The sequence below is a fragment of the Endozoicomonas sp. ALC020 genome, assembly GCF_049275935.1.
GTDB lineage: Bacteria > Pseudomonadota > Gammaproteobacteria > Pseudomonadales > Endozoicomonadaceae > Endozoicomonas_A.
In genome coordinates, this window is sequence record NZ_CP184830.1 from 3,054,391 (window position 1) to 3,071,535 (window position 17,145).

At 48.1% G+C, this 17,145-nt stretch carries 17 protein-coding genes, 1 tRNA gene and 2 pseudogenes; 11 read left to right on the plus strand and 9 right to left on the minus strand.

From position 1 onward, the window contains the following. The first annotated feature begins 48 nt into the window (after positions 1-48). The 3 genes from ACOJUO_RS11180 to ACOJUO_RS11190 all read left to right on the plus strand — a co-directional run bounded on the left by ACOJUO_RS11180 (position 49) and on the right by ACOJUO_RS11190 (position 1,953). Positions 49-273: a PhzF family phenazine biosynthesis protein gene (locus ACOJUO_RS11180; protein WP_422136784.1), complete on the plus strand. Its 225-nt coding sequence runs from the start codon at positions 49-51 to the stop codon at positions 271-273. Further along, the gene (locus ACOJUO_RS11185; RefSeq protein ID WP_422136785.1) at positions 273-887 is read left to right on the plus strand and encodes a LysE family translocator; all 615 of its coding nucleotides are present in this window, start codon (positions 273-275) and stop codon (positions 885-887) included. The genes ACOJUO_RS11180 and ACOJUO_RS11185 overlap by 1 nt, the downstream gene beginning before the upstream one ends. A gap of 127 nt (positions 888-1,014) precedes the next feature. Next, positions 1,015-1,953 (plus strand): universal stress protein, encoded by a 939-nt coding sequence (locus ACOJUO_RS11190; protein WP_422136786.1) that lies wholly within the window; start codon positions 1,015-1,017, stop codon positions 1,951-1,953. A 31-nt stretch (positions 1,954-1,984) separates the two neighbouring features. Here ACOJUO_RS11190 and ACOJUO_RS11195 read toward each other — a convergent pair whose 3' ends face one another. After that, the gene (locus ACOJUO_RS11195) at positions 1,985-2,434 is read right to left on the minus strand and encodes a c-type cytochrome (protein ID WP_422139819.1); all 450 of its coding nucleotides are present in this window, start codon (positions 2,432-2,434) and stop codon (positions 1,985-1,987) included. A 370-nt stretch (positions 2,435-2,804) separates the two neighbouring features. Beyond that, positions 2,805-3,488, minus strand: coding sequence for an RING finger domain-containing protein (locus ACOJUO_RS11200; protein ID WP_422139820.1), 684 nt, complete (start codon positions 3,486-3,488; stop codon positions 2,805-2,807). Positions 3,489-4,022: 534 nt separating this feature from the next. On the opposite strand from ACOJUO_RS11200, the gene ACOJUO_RS11205 reads away from it, so the two are divergent. Beyond that, positions 4,023-4,097: transfer RNA gene (locus tag ACOJUO_RS11205), tRNA-Arg, on the plus strand. Positions 4,098-4,647: 550 nt separating this feature from the next. Beyond that, the gene (locus tag ACOJUO_RS11210) at positions 4,648-4,872 is read left to right on the plus strand and encodes a hypothetical protein (protein WP_422136789.1); all 225 of its coding nucleotides are present in this window, start codon (positions 4,648-4,650) and stop codon (positions 4,870-4,872) included. A 770-nt stretch (positions 4,873-5,642) separates the two neighbouring features. Here the strand turns inward: ACOJUO_RS11210 and ACOJUO_RS11215 are convergent. Next, positions 5,643-7,259 carry a VRR-NUC domain-containing protein gene (locus ACOJUO_RS11215; RefSeq protein WP_422139821.1) on the minus strand — a complete coding sequence of 539 codons (1,617 nt, stop codon included), beginning with the start codon at positions 7,257-7,259 and terminating at the stop codon, positions 5,643-5,645. Between the two features lie 65 nt (positions 7,260-7,324). Here ACOJUO_RS11215 and ACOJUO_RS11220 point away from each other — a divergent pair, with 65 nt between their 5' ends. Next, a complete protein-coding gene (locus tag ACOJUO_RS11220; RefSeq protein ID WP_422136791.1) occupies positions 7,325-7,588 on the plus strand; it encodes a hypothetical protein in 264 nt (87 codons plus the stop codon). Between the two features lie 18 nt (positions 7,589-7,606). Here ACOJUO_RS11220 and ACOJUO_RS11225 read toward each other — a convergent pair whose 3' ends face one another. Together ACOJUO_RS11225 and ACOJUO_RS11230 are read right to left on the minus strand one after the other, a co-directional pair. Beyond that, entirely contained in the window at positions 7,607-8,101 is a 495-nt protein-coding gene (locus ACOJUO_RS11225; protein WP_422136792.1) for a threonine/serine exporter family protein, read from the minus strand. Beyond that, a complete protein-coding gene (locus ACOJUO_RS11230) occupies positions 8,101-8,889 on the minus strand; it encodes a threonine/serine ThrE exporter family protein (RefSeq protein ID WP_422139822.1) in 789 nt (262 codons plus the stop codon). The genes ACOJUO_RS11225 and ACOJUO_RS11230 overlap by 1 nt, the downstream gene beginning before the upstream one ends. 485 nt (positions 8,890-9,374) lie before the next feature. Between ACOJUO_RS11230 and ACOJUO_RS11235 the strand changes: the two genes are divergently transcribed. The 3 genes and pseudogenes from ACOJUO_RS11235 to ACOJUO_RS11245 form a co-directional block, all read left to right on the plus strand. Beyond that, entirely contained in the window at positions 9,375-10,058 is a 684-nt protein-coding gene (locus ACOJUO_RS11235; protein WP_422139823.1) for a zinc metallopeptidase, read from the plus strand. Positions 10,059-10,874: 816 nt separating this feature from the next. After that, a pseudogene (locus ACOJUO_RS11240) lies at positions 10,875-11,222 on the plus strand (UPF0149 family protein); the annotation flags it as partial. Between the two features lie 225 nt (positions 11,223-11,447). Then, positions 11,448-11,516: pseudogene (locus ACOJUO_RS11245) on the plus strand (SEC-C metal-binding domain-containing protein); the annotation flags it as partial. Positions 11,517-11,604: 88 nt separating this feature from the next. Here the strand turns inward: ACOJUO_RS11245 and ACOJUO_RS11250 are convergent. Then, on the minus strand, positions 11,605-12,600 hold the full coding sequence (locus ACOJUO_RS11250) for a CobW family GTP-binding protein (RefSeq protein ID WP_422139824.1): 996 nt from the start codon (positions 12,598-12,600) through the stop codon (positions 11,605-11,607). A gap of 156 nt (positions 12,601-12,756) precedes the next feature. On the opposite strand from ACOJUO_RS11250, the gene ACOJUO_RS11255 reads away from it, so the two are divergent. Continuing rightward, the gene (locus ACOJUO_RS11255; RefSeq protein WP_422139825.1) at positions 12,757-13,374 is read left to right on the plus strand and encodes a hypothetical protein; all 618 of its coding nucleotides are present in this window, start codon (positions 12,757-12,759) and stop codon (positions 13,372-13,374) included. Between the two features lie 15 nt (positions 13,375-13,389). Here the strand turns inward: ACOJUO_RS11255 and ACOJUO_RS11260 are convergent, their stop codons facing one another. Next, a complete protein-coding gene (locus ACOJUO_RS11260) occupies positions 13,390-13,854 on the minus strand; it encodes a hypothetical protein (RefSeq protein WP_422136797.1) in 465 nt (154 codons plus the stop codon). 76 nt (positions 13,855-13,930) lie between these two features. Next, positions 13,931-15,106, minus strand: a complete 1,176-nt coding sequence (chrA, locus tag ACOJUO_RS11265) for a chromate efflux transporter (RefSeq protein WP_422139826.1) — start codon at positions 15,104-15,106, stop codon at positions 13,931-13,933. 387 nt (positions 15,107-15,493) lie between these two features. Between chrA and tatC the strand changes: the two genes are divergently transcribed. Beyond that, a complete protein-coding gene (tatC, locus tag ACOJUO_RS11270; RefSeq protein ID WP_422139827.1) occupies positions 15,494-16,252 on the plus strand; it encodes a twin-arginine translocase subunit TatC in 759 nt (252 codons plus the stop codon). A gap of 71 nt (positions 16,253-16,323) precedes the next feature. Here the strand turns inward: tatC and ACOJUO_RS11275 are convergent, their stop codons facing one another. Next, a complete protein-coding gene (locus tag ACOJUO_RS11275; protein ID WP_422136800.1) occupies positions 16,324-16,905 on the minus strand; it encodes a sugar O-acetyltransferase in 582 nt (193 codons plus the stop codon). Positions 16,906-17,145: the final 240 nt, after the last annotated feature.

Consider the following 17,145-nt stretch of genomic DNA (forward strand, 5'->3'; position numbering starts at 1 on the left):
GAGAGTCCAAATCGTTTTTGATCGGACAACCGAAGAAAGGAACAAATAATGAAAGTGCTTCCCATTCATAAAGAAGATCCGGTCACCGGTTCAGCTCATACTATGCTAACTCCTTATTGGTCTGGACTATTGGGCAAAAGAACACTCAAAGCTGAACAGATTTCCCGAAGAACGGGGGAGCTGGGGTGTGAATGGGTTGAGGACAGGGTGTTGCTGCGTGGAGCCGCTGTACTCTTCCTCAAAGGCCAGATAACAGTATCGGGAGTTTCATAATGAGTGGCGAGTTGAGCATCGTTTTGTGGCCCCTGCTGGCTTTTGCTTTTTCCAGTACGATTACTCCGGGACCCAATAATGTCATGATCATGACCTCGGGGATGAATTATGGCACCCGACAGAGCATCCCCCATTTTTTGGGCATCTGTCTTGGCTTTCCTCTGATGGTGTTGTTTGTGGGTTTGGGGCTGGGGGCGGTGTTTGATCTTTTTCCAGTGCTTCACGATATTATCAAGGTTCTGGGTGTCGCTTATCTTCTATACCTTGCCTGGCTCATCGCAAAGTCTGCACCTGCCGATTTAAATGGCGGCAAGTCCAGACCACTGACTTTTATACAGTCAGCCCTGTTTCAGTGGGTAAACCCGAAGGCATGGATTATGGCGACAGGTGCCGTGGCTGCTTATACAACAGTGTCCGGAGATGTATTTCTGCAAGTGATTGTCATTGCCCTGGCCTTTCTGGTCGCTGCGATTCCCTGCGTAGGCGTCTGGTTATTTTTTGGTGTTCGTCTGAAAAAGGTGTTGCAACAGCCGTCTTATCAAAGGGCATTTAACATCACTATGGCGCTTTTACTGGTGCTGTCTATTATTCCGGTTATTGGTGAGATGATCTGAGGCGTTTTCTGGAGTCTTGCTTCCGGTGCAGCCAGGAACTGATATACACACTTCGTTCGTTCTGAGCTTGTCGCAGGATGGCGGCACGTAATTCGACAAGCCCGATGCGAACTGTATGGGGTTGACTATGCATGCTTTCAAGACCGTTATGGTGGCCATCACCAGAAGTCATACCAGCGAGCTCGAGTTAAGACAGGCCTTCAGGCTGGTGGCTGATAACCACGCCAGGCTTATTATGGCCTTTTTTGATCAAAGCTTGGAAATTATGCGCAAGCTTCAGTTCATACCTCTGGAAAGCAAGCTGGAGGCTGCCATGAGAAAGCAGTTGGAACTGGATGCCGAGAAGTTCAGGCAACTGGCGTGGGAAGAAGGCATCGAAGCCGAAGTTCATATTGTTGCTGGCAAGCCAAGACAACTTATTGCGGGTTTAATTGAAGAATTTGGTGTAGACCTGGTTATCAAGCTTGCAGATCCCTCTGGGGCATTGGTTCGTAATCAGTTAACAGGTAATGACCTGGCGCTGCTAAGAAAATGTCCGGTCCCTGTATTGATGATGGCCTGCAGGGATCAGCTACCTGATTTCACCGGCAAGATTCTGGTAGCGGTCGATGTCGGTGACCCGGACTCTGATGCGGTGGCCCTGAATAGAAATCTGCTCCTTCATGGTCACTATCTCAGCAGTCAGGAAGACGCTGAGCTGCATATAGTGACAGTCTGGAACCTGCCGTTGAACCAGCCTGCATTGAGGATGTTGGGTGATGAGGAGATCTATGATCTTCAGGAGAGCACTCATCAGCGCTATCAGCAGAGACTGGATAAGACACTGGTTGATGCGGGCATTGATCCTGAATCTGACAGGGTAAAAGTACACCTGTTGAAAGGCAACGCTGCCAGAGAAATAGAGAATTTGGCCAACGAAATTAATGTGGATCTGATCGTTATGGGAACTCTGAGCCGTCATGCCCGTGGAGTACTGATGGGGAATACGGCTGAGAATATTCTGAACAATATCTACTGTTCAATTCTGGCTGTTAAGCCGGAAGGCTTTGTCAGTCCACTGGCCTGAGAGCCAGTGAAGCTGACAACACTGAAGCGTATCAGGGCTTGAGACCACTCATGAATTCAATGGCGTTGCTGATCTCTTCGTCAGAGCAATCTCCACAGGTTCCTTTTGGAGGCATGCTGCCGACACCTTTGATGGCATTACCCAGCAGCTTGCTGAAATCACCCGCTGCAGCCAGTTTGGTTTCCCAGACAGCCTTGTCGCCTTTCTTGGGAGCGCCAAGCAGACCGGAAGTATGGCAGGCAGTACAGAACTGGTTGAAGATCTGCTCACCGGAACGAGGACCACTGGCGGTGCTGGCAGTGGCGCCGGCATTGGCAGCACAGTCTTCACCTTCAAGACACACAGAGCCAAGAGGAGCGATGCGCTCGGCTACTTCTTTACGGGAAATATCATCCAGCTCAACAGGCTTGGCGAACGCCAGGACGGAAAACAGGCCTCCGACCAAGGCAATTAACGTACGTATTTGAGTTACCCGAGACACTCACTTATCCCCTATATCGACAAAGGCCCGCGGCACCATGTAATGAGTCAGTGGCACAATTTACTGTAATTGGCCAGTGGCACTTGGCTACGTCAGGCATCTCAACGCTTATGCTGCTTATGGTTAGATCTGGTGGACCTGAATAAACCATTGAGATGATCTTATTATTGTGTGCTCAGGGCACCGCCAGCAACCGAATTGTTTTTAAGCAACGCGGATTATAGAACAAAACGTTTGTCATATCAGCTAATTGTTTAACAGATTGATTGTATTGAACTATTTGTCGAAATATAAACATTGGTGCTTCTTTATTTGCGACACCCTCGATTGGGCGAGGGTTGACGGCGATTTTGCTAAATAAAATCAGCTGTCATTGTGTCTCTGACTCTGTCTCTGCCTCTGCCTCTGCCTCTGCCTCTGTCACTGTCTCTGTCACTGTCACTGTCATTGTCTGAGTCTGAGTCTGAGTCTGAGTCTGAGTTTCTGTCCGAGTCTCTGTCTCTGTCTGATTCTCTGTCTGAGTCTGTGTCTCTGGCTTGCATGTTATATCCATTATCATTCGAAAAGCTTCTACTGATTTCCACCGATCGGCTTCGCTTAACTCTGAAAAACGCTGAAAGAACAAATCAAGTAATGTTTTGTATAATCTTCTGTCATTATCGTCTCTTGGTGGACAATGGAGTTGTGATTGTACAAATAGAGCTGCTGCAGATAATAACTTAGGACTAGCCGGTTTGTTTTGTAGCTCGACAATCATATTTGCCTGAAGCTCTGGTCTGGAAAGTGCCTCAACCGCAGGTTCTTGCCCAAAACAAACACTATGATTTCCCGAACTTGCACCATGGTGTACTCGGGATCGCTGCCTGCAAACCGGGCATAACAGATCACGATGATTTGATCGTAATGTCTCTATACAATCCTTATGAAAATCATGTCCGCAACAAAGGCTGGTACTTTGCTGACCACTGATAATTTCATGCAGACAAATTGGACATACGTCAGCGTACCCTATTGTTAAAATTAAGTTGAAAACTAAAAAAATAAACAAGCGCATAAACAGCTACACCATTTTGATTTTAATAAAGAGAGCAAGCGTCACAAAAAAATCCACAGGAATGCATCTACTTGGCAGTCCCTGAATTTGTGATTAAGTGCTGCTTTGAGATTTGTGCTTGATGTATAGAAGGCAGTGTCATGTTCGTCCAGATCAGATTTCATCTTTTCCCATCAGTTCCCTGAGTTCATGGCAAATGCTGAATCTTACGTCACCTCGGATAGGGCGTTTGAAAAAGCAAAAAAGGTTGGTCACAGGTATTTCCACCAGACAAGACACGCTTATGCATGCAGGACCCCGGCTGCCAGGAAAGGTTATTAGCTGACAGTTGACGAATCCGCCAAAACCTGTTCAGCTTGAGATACCAGTGTCTAAAACCGTATTTGCGGCAAAAAGCCATAGACAGGCAGGAAGCTGATCAGTAATATTGGCCTCCGCTGAAAGCCCTGAAGTCAATTGGCTTTCAAACAGTCGTAGCTCAGCTGGACAGGGATTCTAACCTGCCTCAGCCCTGTCGAGGCTACGCCAGACGATGCTCTCGTGGTGTAACGGATAACACGCGGCCCTCCGGAGGCTGAGATTGGGGTTCGATTCCCTACGAGAGCGCCATTTCATTGATTGTCCCCGTTGACACCGAATAATGAACCTTTCCGGGTTCAGCCACGCTATTCCCTGCATCACATATCAGAGACTGTGCCTGTCTGGCACTAAGCAATGATCCCCGCTGCTCCGTGATTGTTGACAGAGAGAAAAATTCATTTTTCTGACAAAAACTGTGGAACTTTTTTAATGCACCTTAGTCCAATAAAGTAATAACAACATAAATCATTAATGGAGGTAGGATGTTATGCAGGTATCAGGAAGTGCAACAATATTAGAATGTATTTGCCCAGACCCAACGACGAAAACTGCTCGAAAACACGGCATTCTTGGCGGAACTTCTGCATGTTGTGGAGGCCTGATTGCCGGCTTCACCGGGAATGTGCTGCCTCTCGCAACCGCAAGTACTTACGCAGGATTTCTTATCGGATGCTCTTCTGGTTGCTGTCTTGGTGGCCTGTCTTACGCGGCTTGTAGTGCATACCGGACTGAAGGCTGCACTATCCGCTGCCGTCGTATAACTGAGACAAACGTCGCTTGTCACAGACACCTGCCAGTAATGAACCAACCCGGAAGCAACCCCATGCTTCAGGGGTCATTCCGTGCTGATGAAGACGCCGGTAGCCACTCTTATCCGCCCATTATTTCAATGCAACCGCCACCCTATGAAGAAAGAGACAGTCGAGCCACCCTGACCACACCTGCAGATCCTCCGCCACCCTACCAAAGACATGATTCAGCGTCGGATGGGCAAGAGGAAACTTCTTCAGAAACTACGGTTTGAAAAAGCATTTAAAGTATTAACTCACTCTCAAAGGCTCTGGATGTTTTCTGACAAAAACTGAGGAACTTTTTTCAGATACTTTAGTCCAATTGAATAATGACAACATAAATCATTAATGTGGGTAGGATGTTATGCAGGTAGCAGGAAGTGCAACAATAGTAGAATGTATTTGCCAGGACCCGACGTTGCAAAGTGCTCGAAGACACGGGATTTGTACTGGAATTTCTACAGGCCTTGGAGGTGCTGTTGGTTTCCTTATAGGGAGTATTGCCACTATTGGAAGCGGAACCAGTCCCACAGGACTTATTATCGGTGGCATTACTGGCTCCAGTATTGGTTGCCTGACTTACCTAGCTGTCAGTGCATATCGGAACGATGGCTGCAGTATCCGGTGTCGTCGTATAACTGAGGCAGATGATGTTTGTCGCAGGCATTTGCCAGTAACAGACCAGCCTGGAAGTACTCCCGTGCTTCAGGGTTTACTCCGGGCTGATGAAGATGCCGGTAGCCATTCTTATCCGCCCATTATTTCAATGCAACCGCCACCCTATGAAGAAAGAGACAGTCGATCCACCCTAACTGCACCTGCAAACCCTCCACCAGCTTATCAAAGAAATACCTCAGCGTCGGACGGGGAAGAGGAAATCTTTTCAGAAACCGGACTCTGAAAAAGCATTTAAGCCTGACCACGATAAAAGGAAAGTCGGTCAAGTGTTAGTGTGCTGTAGCCAAAGAGGCTGATCTCGGCGATGGTCATGACACCATTCTGACTACTGCCAATCCAAATACATAACTTCAGCCGGTATATCGTGTTCGGAAAAAAATGAAAGCCAGCGTTTCTGATTGTCCTGAAGTCGGTCACCAGGGCCTTTTACTTCTACCCATCGATACTTCCGGGTTTCTGGCTGAAAAAGAATCAAGTCGGGAAAGCCAGTACGATTATGGGCAAAGTCGAAAACCAGTTTTTCCAGCATGGCTTTCAGGTGAGGCCAGGGTATCAGGTCGCAGGCAAGCGTGATTAACTCTTCTGAAAGCCCGGGCCAATAGATTAAACGGTTGGAAATGCCCCGCTTTTTTTGATAAATAGTCAGAGCCTCCCGGGTCACATCAGACGTTTTCAGTTGTCTGAATCTTTTTTCAAACAAATTCTGTCGTTTACGGTAAAAGTCGGGGGTCGATAAGTCAGCAGGCGCACTCTGGAAAGGATGAAAAAAGGCATCTGGAATATCGGCAAACAGAATGTCCCAGAACAGCAGACCTGCCAGCCCACAGATCAGAGTATTTTCTACATAGAATGTTTTCCAGCCATTATTCTGAAAGTGTTTTTGCACCTGAAATTCAACCCTTTCGCTGCTATCAGGTAGGGAAAGGCGTTTTTCAGAAAAACGGGATTGTTTTCGTAAGGCTTTCTCCCTCTTTAATTTTCTGATGAATCGTTTGGCAAACTCCAGCTCCATATCGCTGGCAGGTTGTTTCAGAATATGGGTGCAAATCGTTTCGCTGGCCTTTATCTCTCCAAGCTTTTGGTGGATACGAGCCATTCTTTCCAGAGCTGGCGGCAGGTTTGATTGTGCAAACAGGCTTAGAGCTTCATCGAACCGTTCTTTACGCTCCAATTCTCTGGCGATCCGGTTGACCAGGCGGCTGAAGCGTCTTTTTAGAATGGGGCTGGCAGGTGGGGCGGGGAGTTCATTTTGTAAATGGCAAAGGGCTTGAGAGTCTTTATCAAATTCTGCTTCATAAGCGAGAATGCCTAACTTAGATAGTTGTAAAGCGTCGTTTAATTCCTGCCGGGTTTTGAATAGTCGATTGCTTTTTTCCAGAGGGTAATTTTCAAACTTATAAAGTCCCAGGTCTTGCAGCACAAATTCGGTCAGATTCTGATGGAGATTACCAAAAAACAGGAATTGTAGATTCTGAACCTGTTCGGCGAAAAGAGGCTTATAGATATCAAAAGGCAGATCGGGTGACTGAGAGACTTCAGCCACAATCCGTTCAACAAGTTCAGGTCTTTTCAACTTCGAAGCAATGCCACTGACTGAGCTGAACCACTTCAAGAGCTCTGGCTTGGTGCCAAGTTGAACCAGTTCCGAGACGTTAATATCAGGATTAACAGCCAGTAGCCCCAGCTTCTCAAGCTCACGGGCTGCCGGGGTTATGGCCAATATTTCCGGATACTTCAATAAGTCTGAGCGGAACAAGGGGCCCTTTCTGCAAATCAGACGAACATAGAGACGCCGGGCAGGTTCAGAGGCAGCATGGAAACAGCTGAGAAAACTATTTTCATCATCCACCAACAGGTCTTCATAATGATGATTAACAAAATCCAGCAGTGACAGGAAGTTGGTTAGATAATAGTCTTCCGGAATTTCAACCATTTCAGTCATCGTCAGGCTGCCAATCGATAAGGTAAAACGCTAAGATTACCCTATTTAATAATCGGAAAAATGCCATGATTGATGATGATCTGGTCACTGAGGCGCATTTGCTGGAAATCGTAGAAAACCAGCTGACCGGGAATAACCCCACAAGGGTTAAAGAGACACTGCTCAGGCTGACCATGACGGGTATGGATAGACAGGAAGCCATGGACTATATTGCCTGCGCCCTTTCGGTCGAGATTATCGATGTGATTCAAAATGATGCGACTTTCAATCTGAACAGATATGAGCAGAATCTCGATAAACTGCCTGACACTCCCTGGATGACAACTTAACCGGCTACTTATGAGAAATTAGACTCTTGTGCGACGGGATTTCAGGAAACGGATGTCTTTGACACTGCGATTCTTAAAGAGCAGAGATGGAATGGTGACTCCGACGGCCAGGGATAAAAGAATAAATAGTGTATTCAACCCATAGCTGACGGTTTGCATTAAAAGATCGCTTGAGAAGGTGGTGGCCTGGCTCATCTCCATAAGCCCCATAATGCTTCTATAGGCATAGACGCCCGGCACCATCGGAATAACAGCGGGTGCCATAAAAACAGTAGTAGGCGTGTGCACCCAATGTGCTAACTGAATCGACAGCAAGCCCATGGTGCATGATGCCAGCAGTGTGGATGTCAGTAAATCGAGACCAAACTGCAGGGCTACACCTCTCAGTCCGTATCCCAGGGCAGCCAGAAAAGCTGAAGCCCAGAATGCCCGAATAGGCGAAGTGAACAGCGTAGCATAGCCCATGGCGACCAGAGCAGCCCAAAGACACTTTTCTAACAGCAAACCGCTCATTATTGATGAACTCCCAACAGTGCGGAGCTGATGACGATACCTGCGGCAATGGCAAATGCGATAACAATGCCCTGCGTGGCGCGTGCCTGTCCGACAATAATATAGCCATGCATGAGATCAATAATACTGTTGATCAGCGGCACGCCCGGAATCAAAAAAAGAACGGAAGTGGCTACAGCTATTTCCGGAGAATCTCCCCAGTGAAACACCAGACCCATTCCACTGATAGTACTGGCGATAAAGCCAGCAGCGACAACGGTCAGGGCAAGGTTATAACCCTTGGCCAGCAATATATTTCGGGCTGTAAAGCCAATGGCTGTCGCCGCACCTGCCAGCAGCATGGCCAGAACTTCTCCGCCGGCCAGTCGACAAAAGGCCATACCTGCCAGAGTTATCATGACCAGCAATACCATTTTTGGGTAATGAGGAATGCTTCGGATGCGCTCTATTTCTATGGCAATGTCGGTCATGGGCCAGTTTTCAAAAGCGACTTTCCAACTCATTCGACTGATGGCGGATACCACACTGAGGTTTACAGCGTAATGGCCAACTCTTTTAAAAGCAGTGTGTTGAAGGTGGGGGCTCTCTCGATCAGATAGAGTCAAAGTAATCCCGGCAAAGGAGAAGAATAGTTCAATGTCATATCCCAGGGCATAAGATATTCGTCGTATATTACGATCAACCCTGTCAGTATGTGCACCGGATGACGTAAGCAGAACAGCGATATCCAGCAGAAGGCTGGACACGGCTCGGTGATTATACTCAGGGGCAAAATTCGATATAGCCATGAAAAGCAGATTCTGGAGTGAGGCAAGGATTCAGAAACCAGATCGGCCAATAATGCCAGGCTTCCCGATTCAGGTCAGGATTTTAGCAAACAGCAGAGATAGAAATATACCGCCATTGAACCACGCCAGCGACGGACACTTATATGAGCTGGCAGCCGAGATATGATATAAAGCTTCCCAGCCACAAGTGAAAAAGTGAAATTATTTTTCATTATGAAAGACCTTTTCACAAACAGTAAGCGGTAATATGGGCTGAAAAACATGCTGCAATTCTTTAAAGATGTAAAAAATATGCATTGGGCCCCAAGGCTGATTCTGGCCCTGGTCGTCTTGAAAGTGATCGCCGACGTGGTACGTGAACAGGCCATTTTTTAATCCTGAAAGCGTATAAAAACGCTGCAAATCAAGAGAATGGCTGAGCGAAAAGCTCGATAGTTTACGAAATTTCCGGGCTAAAACATTATCAATGGATTGGAGAGCATGGAATGGTCTTTGTCATCCTGGGGTTGTTGATTCTTGTTCTGGTGTTTGGTCCCCAGATCTGGGTAAAGCGAACAATCAGACTACATAGCAGTGATCGTCCGGATCTCCAGGGAACCGGTGGCGAGCTGGCTGAACATCTTGTGGAACGCTTTGGCCTTGAGGGTGTAAAGGTTATCAAAGGCAACCAGGGAGAAGACTTCTATAACCCGGAAGAGTGGCTGATTTCGCTTTCTCCGGAAAACTACGATGGACGTTCAGTTTCAGCAGTTGCTGTCGCGGCCCATGAAACCGGACATGCGCTTCAGCATCAGGAAAAACATGCCGGATTTATGCTTCGTCAGAGGCGGATACGTCTCGCCATAACCATAGAGCGTTTCAGTGCCATGGCACTGATGATTACGCCACTGATTTTCGCCCTGACCCGGGTTCCACACAGCATGTTGCTAACGGTTTTGATCGGTGTCTCCGGTATGCTAGCGGCCATCTGGGTGCAACTGATCAATTTGCCCGTTGAACTGGATGCCAGCTTTAAAAAAGCCCTGCCCATTCTGGCGGAGGGTTACCTGTCAGAAAAAGATATGCCTGCTGCCAGAGAGGTATTAAAAGCGGCTGCCATGACTTATGTTGCTGCAGCGCTGGGCAGCCTGCTTAATCTTGGCCGCTGGATTGCTATTCTCAGACGTTAGTTTGAATGAGCGTCATAATCTCTCCGGAGTATTTATTCTGAAGGAGCTCGAGGATGTTGGATTAGTTGAACTGATCTACTATGATTGCGTGCCTTTCTGTACGGATCACCTTCGGATATCTCCATGAGTCCTTATACCTCTCCTATTTCTGAACTTCTTGGTCTGGGCCACTGCGACTGGCAGGATTGGACGGATTACAGCCGTTTTGAATTTAATGAGTCGCACATCCCGGAGCTGTTGAAGTTGGCTCAGGACTGGGCCTTCTTTGACCATGACGATGCCGATACCGTCTGGTCACCCGTTCATGCCTGGAGAGTTCTGGGTATTCTGCAGGCAAAAGAAGCGGTAGAACCTCTGCTGGAGCTGTTCTACAAAGATGATGAACATTTTGTGATTTCAGAGTATCTGCCTTCTGTGGTCGGTCGTCTTGGTAAAGTGGCCACTGATCGCCTTTGGAGCATTGCCAGAAACACCGGGGAAAATGAAGATGCCCGGGATCTGGCTATAGAGTCTCTGCGCTGGAATGCGACTTACCATGACGCGGATCGTGAAAGCACAGTAGCAGGCCTTCAGCAGCTTCTGGAAGACAGGGAAGATGATGGGAACTATCTGAATACGGCCTTGGTCGGTGCCCTGATCGATCTGCACGGCAAAGAAGCAGCTAAAGTCATCCGCGATGCTTTTGAGCGTGGTAAAGTTGATCGTGAGGTTCATGGTGATATTGAGGACGTGGAGATTGAGCTGGGTTTGAGAGAAACCCGTTCCTTCATTCCTGACTGGCGTTTTGACGATGCCCAGAAGGCAACATTGGCAACCATGCTGTCTGAGTATGGCCAGATGTCCTATCAGGAATTGGAAGGTTTCCTGTTTGGTATCTGGGGCTCGCCTCAACCGGTGCCACCCAACCGCTGGTTTAAAAAAATCTTTGGTGAAACACCTGCTTTTACGGATGCGCAGCAGGAAAAAGACGCTCACCGTATATTGTTTAATCTTTGCGACACGATTGAGCGGACTGCTGCAATGGGGCTGGATATCATTCCTGAAGACTGTCTGTCAGAAACGCCGGAAGATGAGTTGTTCCCCAATCTTCAAAAGTGGTCCAAAGGTTTCGGTGAAGCCAATGCCATGCTGGTGAACTTCTGGGAAGAAATATTCCAGCACCAGGCCATGAAAGAGCTGGAAGAATCCTGGACAGCCTGCACCATTCTCCTCAGCGTCTGGTCCAACCCTGAGCAGCTAATGGATAAAGCCAAAAAACCGGGGGGGCCTGACATTGGCAAGATGCTGTCTGCAGTGCCCTCTGTAGCCAGGGAGCTGGCTTCCATTGACTTGGGAGTTCGCACCCGTTGGGAAGCCATTACGGAAACGCCAGATCCGGTTTCTGTTACCAAAATTGGTCGCAATGATCCTTGCCCCTGTGGCAGTGGTAAAAAATACAAGAAGTGCTGCGGCGCTTGATTCTGGCAAGCTTATTATCCAGATGAAACACAACACTTTCTGGAAACGGGATCTCATGGAGGTCCCGTTTTTGTAACTGGTAAAGCCTTCACTCTGAATCAGGCACCAATCCTGCCGCCTGGCACAATAACTCTTCAATCTCATCCCATGCCAGAGGTTCGTTGTGAATCACCTCAATCCGACTGTTATCGCATTCTTCCAGTTCCATGATGCTGACTACTCCATCCTGGGCATTAAATGCCCTTGGCCCGAGATGGGTATTAACCACAGCTTTCAGACGTTTGGCGGGTATGCTGTTGAACAGATGAAACAGTGCATCGAAGGAAAACACCAGCATTGAACTGTACAGCCAGCCACAGCTGAAATGGCCCTGTCCCTTGTTCTCTCGCCGGATAAACAGCTCGCCATCGGGCAGTTGCAGGGGGGCGGTTTGGGGCATGGCGCTGTGTGAGTGATGCGCGTCCGGGTGCAGAGCGACCTGATGGCCTTTGGGAAGATCCAGCCATTGCTGCTCCAGTGCGCCATGGGCTACCCAGGCTGTTTTGAATGTTTTGTTTTCCATAGAGCTGCAGAAGTCGTCAAAACGCTCTTTGTCGGAATCCTCACAACAGTCGGTCTTATTGGCCACGATAACGTCTGCCAGAGCGATCTGATCCTGAAAATTTTCGTTATCCAGATACCGCTGGTCTTTCAGATTCCGGGGGTCCACCAGACAGATACTGGCTTTCAGATCGAGTACATCGCAATAGTGCTCACCTGACAGCGTCTGCAGAATCTGCTCCGGATGCCCCAGTCCTGTGGGTTCGATCAGAATACGGTCTGGTTTGCTGCGGGCAATCAGCATATTCAACCCTATCTGCATGGGTAGCCCGGCCACGCAGCACATGCAGCCACCGGGCACTTCCCGGACAACTGCGCCTTTGCCCGACATTATGGCGCCATCGATGCCGATTTCTCCAAACTCATTCACCAGCACACCCCAGGTTTCTTCTGTGGGCTTGTTGGCAAGAAGATGAAGGATCGCAGTAGTTTTACCGGATCCGAGGAAGCCGGTAATCAGGTTAGTAGGGATTGCTTTGGTCATGACATCTGAAACTGATTGAGGTTGTTATAATATAACGTTTTTGCCGAAGGTATGGGAGAAGAATTTCTCTAAACACTGTCCAGTGATGGAAGAAACCTGAAAATCGTCGATAGTTAGATGTAAGGTATTTTCAGCTTTCAAGGAGGATCATGAGCCATGGCTGGACCAGTAAATTTTCTCAAAGGCTTGGTGGGAGCTTCAACTTCACAGAGTTCGAACAAGGTCAAAGGCAAGCAGGTCGGGCGATATGATCATCGAGCAGCTGAGGCTGTCGATGGCAAACCCATTCTGAAGGAGTCAAAAGAATTCTTTTTGGCTCAAGCTGATCATCTGGAAAAACAGGCTGGACAGTACAGGTCGAAGGTTGCGCAACAGTGCACACTAGAGCAAGCTCAAAAATTCAGAACCCAGGCGGAAAATGCCAAAACCAGTGCCCAGCTTCAAAATGAAAAAATTCGTAAGGAACAAAGAAGCCGAATGGCCGAAGCAAGGAAAGCAAGACAGAAGGGTCCTCTGAATCAGATAAAAAAAGCCGCAGTTAAGGTTGTTGATGCCGTAAAGCATGAAGCAGAAGAGTTTTATCAGACTGCATCACAGGCTGTCGAATGGGGGGGGCGTCAGGTCAGATTAGTTAACGAACAAGATGTATTGAACAATATGATTAAGCAAAAAGACAAATTGAAGTGGTATAAGAACCCTGCAGAAAGCTTTCAACTGTGGCGGGACATAAGGCAGGTGAGAGCCAGAATCAAGACTCTCGAGAATGAAAAGTAACAGTAAAACATCCGCTCACAGGGAAGTTTTTTTAGTCATATTGACTTCCCTTAGTCCTTCGATATGACTCCCCAGCCGCCAGATTATGAATAAACTCACCAATGTGGCGACGGATTCAAAAATAAGCTCTGACTGTTCCATGGGTGCAAAAGCCAATATTAAAAAGATCGGCAGGCTGAACACCAACGCTCTCATGGTGACGACCCAACCTATTGAAATCAGTCGGGTCCAGAACTGTTCTCCCTGAAGACCCCCGTTGCAGAGCCAGGCGTAAAAGATAGCAATGACAGGAATCAAGAGCTCTATGGCCTCAAGCCAGACGGAATGGGCAGAGCGGTCATTGATGCTTCCAGGAAAAAAAGCCAGGGTTAGAAATGCCAGCCAGCATATCGCATAGAGGTAAGTTTCCCGACCAGAGAGAGGCTTCTTTCTCAGTCGTTCCTTCAGCCAGTTGATATCCCAGAACACCACGAATTGCATAATCGTACCCTCCAAAAGCTTATATAGTTTAGAGTCTCCGGGGAGTGAAAAGTTCCCCGGAAGTGTCTGCTCAGTTTCAGATCAACAGAAAACCAATGCCTGCAAAAAGGGGAACCATCCAGGCAATTGGCAGCTTCCAGACAGCCAGAAGCAGATAAGCCAACAATGCCAGGGCAACATCCTGAGCATCCTTGATGGCCAGAGTAATCACCGGATTGTAAAAGGCTGCCAGAAGCAAGCCTACCACCGCCGCATTAATGCCATTGATAGCGGCTCTCAGCTTTGGCATGGCTTTCAGACGATTCCAGAAGGGCCAGGCCGCTGCCAGCAGAAGGAAAGAGGGAGCAAAAATACCCAACAGAGCGGCCAGTGCATTGGAAATACTGTAGCTATCGCCGTATACACCGCCCAGAAAAGGAGCCAAGGCAAACATAGGGCCAGGTACTGCCTGGGCGGCACTGTAGCCAACCAGAAAGGCGTCCGGGGTAACACCGCCGGGATGTACAACTTCAGCCTGAAGCATCGGCAGAACAACATGACCGCCGCCAAACACCAAGGCACCGGCGCGATAGAAACTGTCAAACAAGCTCAGGCTGGTAGAGTCTGACATATCTGCAAAGAAAGGCAGCAAGATAAGGCCGGCAAGAAAAAGAACCAGTGCAGCAAAGGCCTGTCGTTTGCTGCCTTTAACCCGGGCATGGTCGTCATGAGCAGACTGATCTTTGTAGATGACGAATCCACAGGCTGCCGCCACAAAAATCACCCCAATCTGGGTGAATACATGGGGAAGCAGCAACATGACCCCTGCTGACAACACCGCTAATGTCACCCTGGGACGATCCGGACATAATGATTTGCCCATTTTGATGAGGGCATCCGCCACGACAGCAACGGCAAACAGCTTGATGCCCTGTAGCATTCCCATAGCGGCAGGGATGCCGGATATCTCACTGTAGCCCAGTGCCAGCAGGATCATGATCAGGGCAGAAGGAAGGGTGAAACCCAGGAATGCGGCCACAGCACCCGGCAGGCCGGCACGTTCAAAACCTATGCTCATTCCTACCTGACTGCTGGCCGGTCCGGGCAGCATCTGGCAGAGGGCTACGGTGTCAGCGTAATCTCTTTCGCTGAGCCATTTGCGACGTCCTACAAACTCTTTATGAAAGTAGCCAATGTGGGCTGTGGGTCCCCCGAAGGAGTAGCAACCCAGCACCAGAAAGCGCCAGAAGATGTCGAGAATCGAGTGTCTCATAAACTGTCCTCACAAATATTGCCCGTTATTGTAAGGATGGGTATGTCATTAATCGAATGAATTCACTTAAGTACCTAACCAGTTGGTTTCGCATATTCTGGACGGCGGCTTTTTCCACCCTTCTGCGTTCCAACTCTGGTTGCGTAGCTATGGCTACGCGCCCGTCGTTGCGCCTTGAAGGATGAAAAAATCCACTCGCCAGAATATGCGAAACCAACTGGCCAGGTACTTATTGGAAATCATTTCAGATAGGGTTCTGTGCAGAATGGCGGCTGTTTTTTTCGCAAGTAGTGGCTGTCCTATTGAATCTACTGATTGTGAGAAGGGTTTTCAGTTGAGTATGCTTAAGTATCTGGCCATCGGAGTGATTTTCAGGATAACAAATAAATGTCGTCTACTACCGAGAGCAGTGACAAGCAACAACCTTTGGTTCAGCATCTGCTAGAGCTGAGAACCCGTATTCTGCGCAGCATCGTTGTTGTGCTGATTATTTTTGCCGGGCTCTTCTACTTTTCCAGTACGCTCTATGAATTCTTTTCAGAGCCTCTGCGAGTTTTCCTGCCGGAAAATAGCAGCATGATCGCAACGGATGTTGCTTCGCCCTTTCTGGCACCTTTCAAACTGACAATGGTCCTGTCACTGTTTGCCGCTATTCCTTTTATCCTCAATCAGATATGGGGGTTTATTGCGCCGGGGCTATACAGGCATGAGAAGAGGCTGGCTGTACCACTGCTGATTGCCAGTGTCGTACTGTTTTATGTCGGAGTGGCTTTTGCCTACTTTGTGGTCTTTCCGCTGATCTTTGGGTTCTTTACCAGCACCGGCCCTGAGAGTGTCACGGTGATGACCGACATAAACAGTTACCTGAATTTTATTCTGAAACTGTTTTTTGCCTTCGGTATGGCATTTGAGATTCCTGTTGTCACTGTGCTTCTGATCTGGTCGGGAGTCTCAACCGTTGAGTCCCTGTCTGGAAAGCGTCCCTATATTGTCGTAGGCTGCTTTGTTCTGGGCATGCTGCTGACCCCTCCTGATGTAATTTCCCAGACTCTGCTGGCTGGCCCGATGTGGTTGTTGTTTGAGGTGGGCATTCTGTTTGCTCGTCTGACGTCTCGAAAACCAGAGGAAGCCGAAGTGAAGTCGTGAATCAGAGGCCTTTTACCTGAATGAGCGGAAAGCCCCGTACTTTTAGAGGATGTCAAGATAAAGCTATCTCATCAGCTTAAGGGTGATAAGATGGCTTCTTTGTTCATGACTGATTTAATGACTCTGCAGGGTGCTCCCACTGCCACGCTATTCGCAGGAATGTCACGAGTCACCACACTGCCCGCTCCAATCACAGAATTATCGCCAATAGTCACTCCGGGATTGACGCTCACATTGGCGCCCAGCCAGACGTTATTACCGATGGTGATGGGTTTGCAGAACTCCAGCCCTGTGTTTCGGGTTACTGAATCCAGAGGGTGTCCCGCAGTACTTATGGTGACACTGGGGCCAAACAACACATCATTACCAATGGTGACTTTAGCACCGTCGAGAATCGTGCAGTGATGGTTGGCATAAAAGTTCTCTCCCAAGTGGATATTGTAGCCATAATCACAATAGAAAAAGGGCTCTATCCATGCTTCTGAAAGGGTACCCAGAAGTTCATTGAGAACCTCTGCCTGTTGTGTTTTGTCGTCCGGTGAAACTTGATTAAAGCGGTGACACAGCTTCTTGGCCTCGAGGCGATCCTGGGTCAATTCAGAATCAAATGCAAGGTAATCCAGTCCTGCAAGCATTTTCTCTTTTTCGGTCATAAGGCTACTTCAATAAAAGTTTGTCAGTGGCTTTATTAACTCATGTCTGGATCAGGGGTTTAGTACGTGCTTTCCGATCTATTATCAGGATCTCTTGTCAGATAAATAGTCCTGAGCCGGAATACTGAATACTGGATGTTACGAAAAAGCTTAAAATATCAGCATTAGTGGCGGCTGAATAAGTAAATTCTTATTGATCCCATCAAGCTGGGCCTTGTCATTTTTTTTGACTCATTGCTA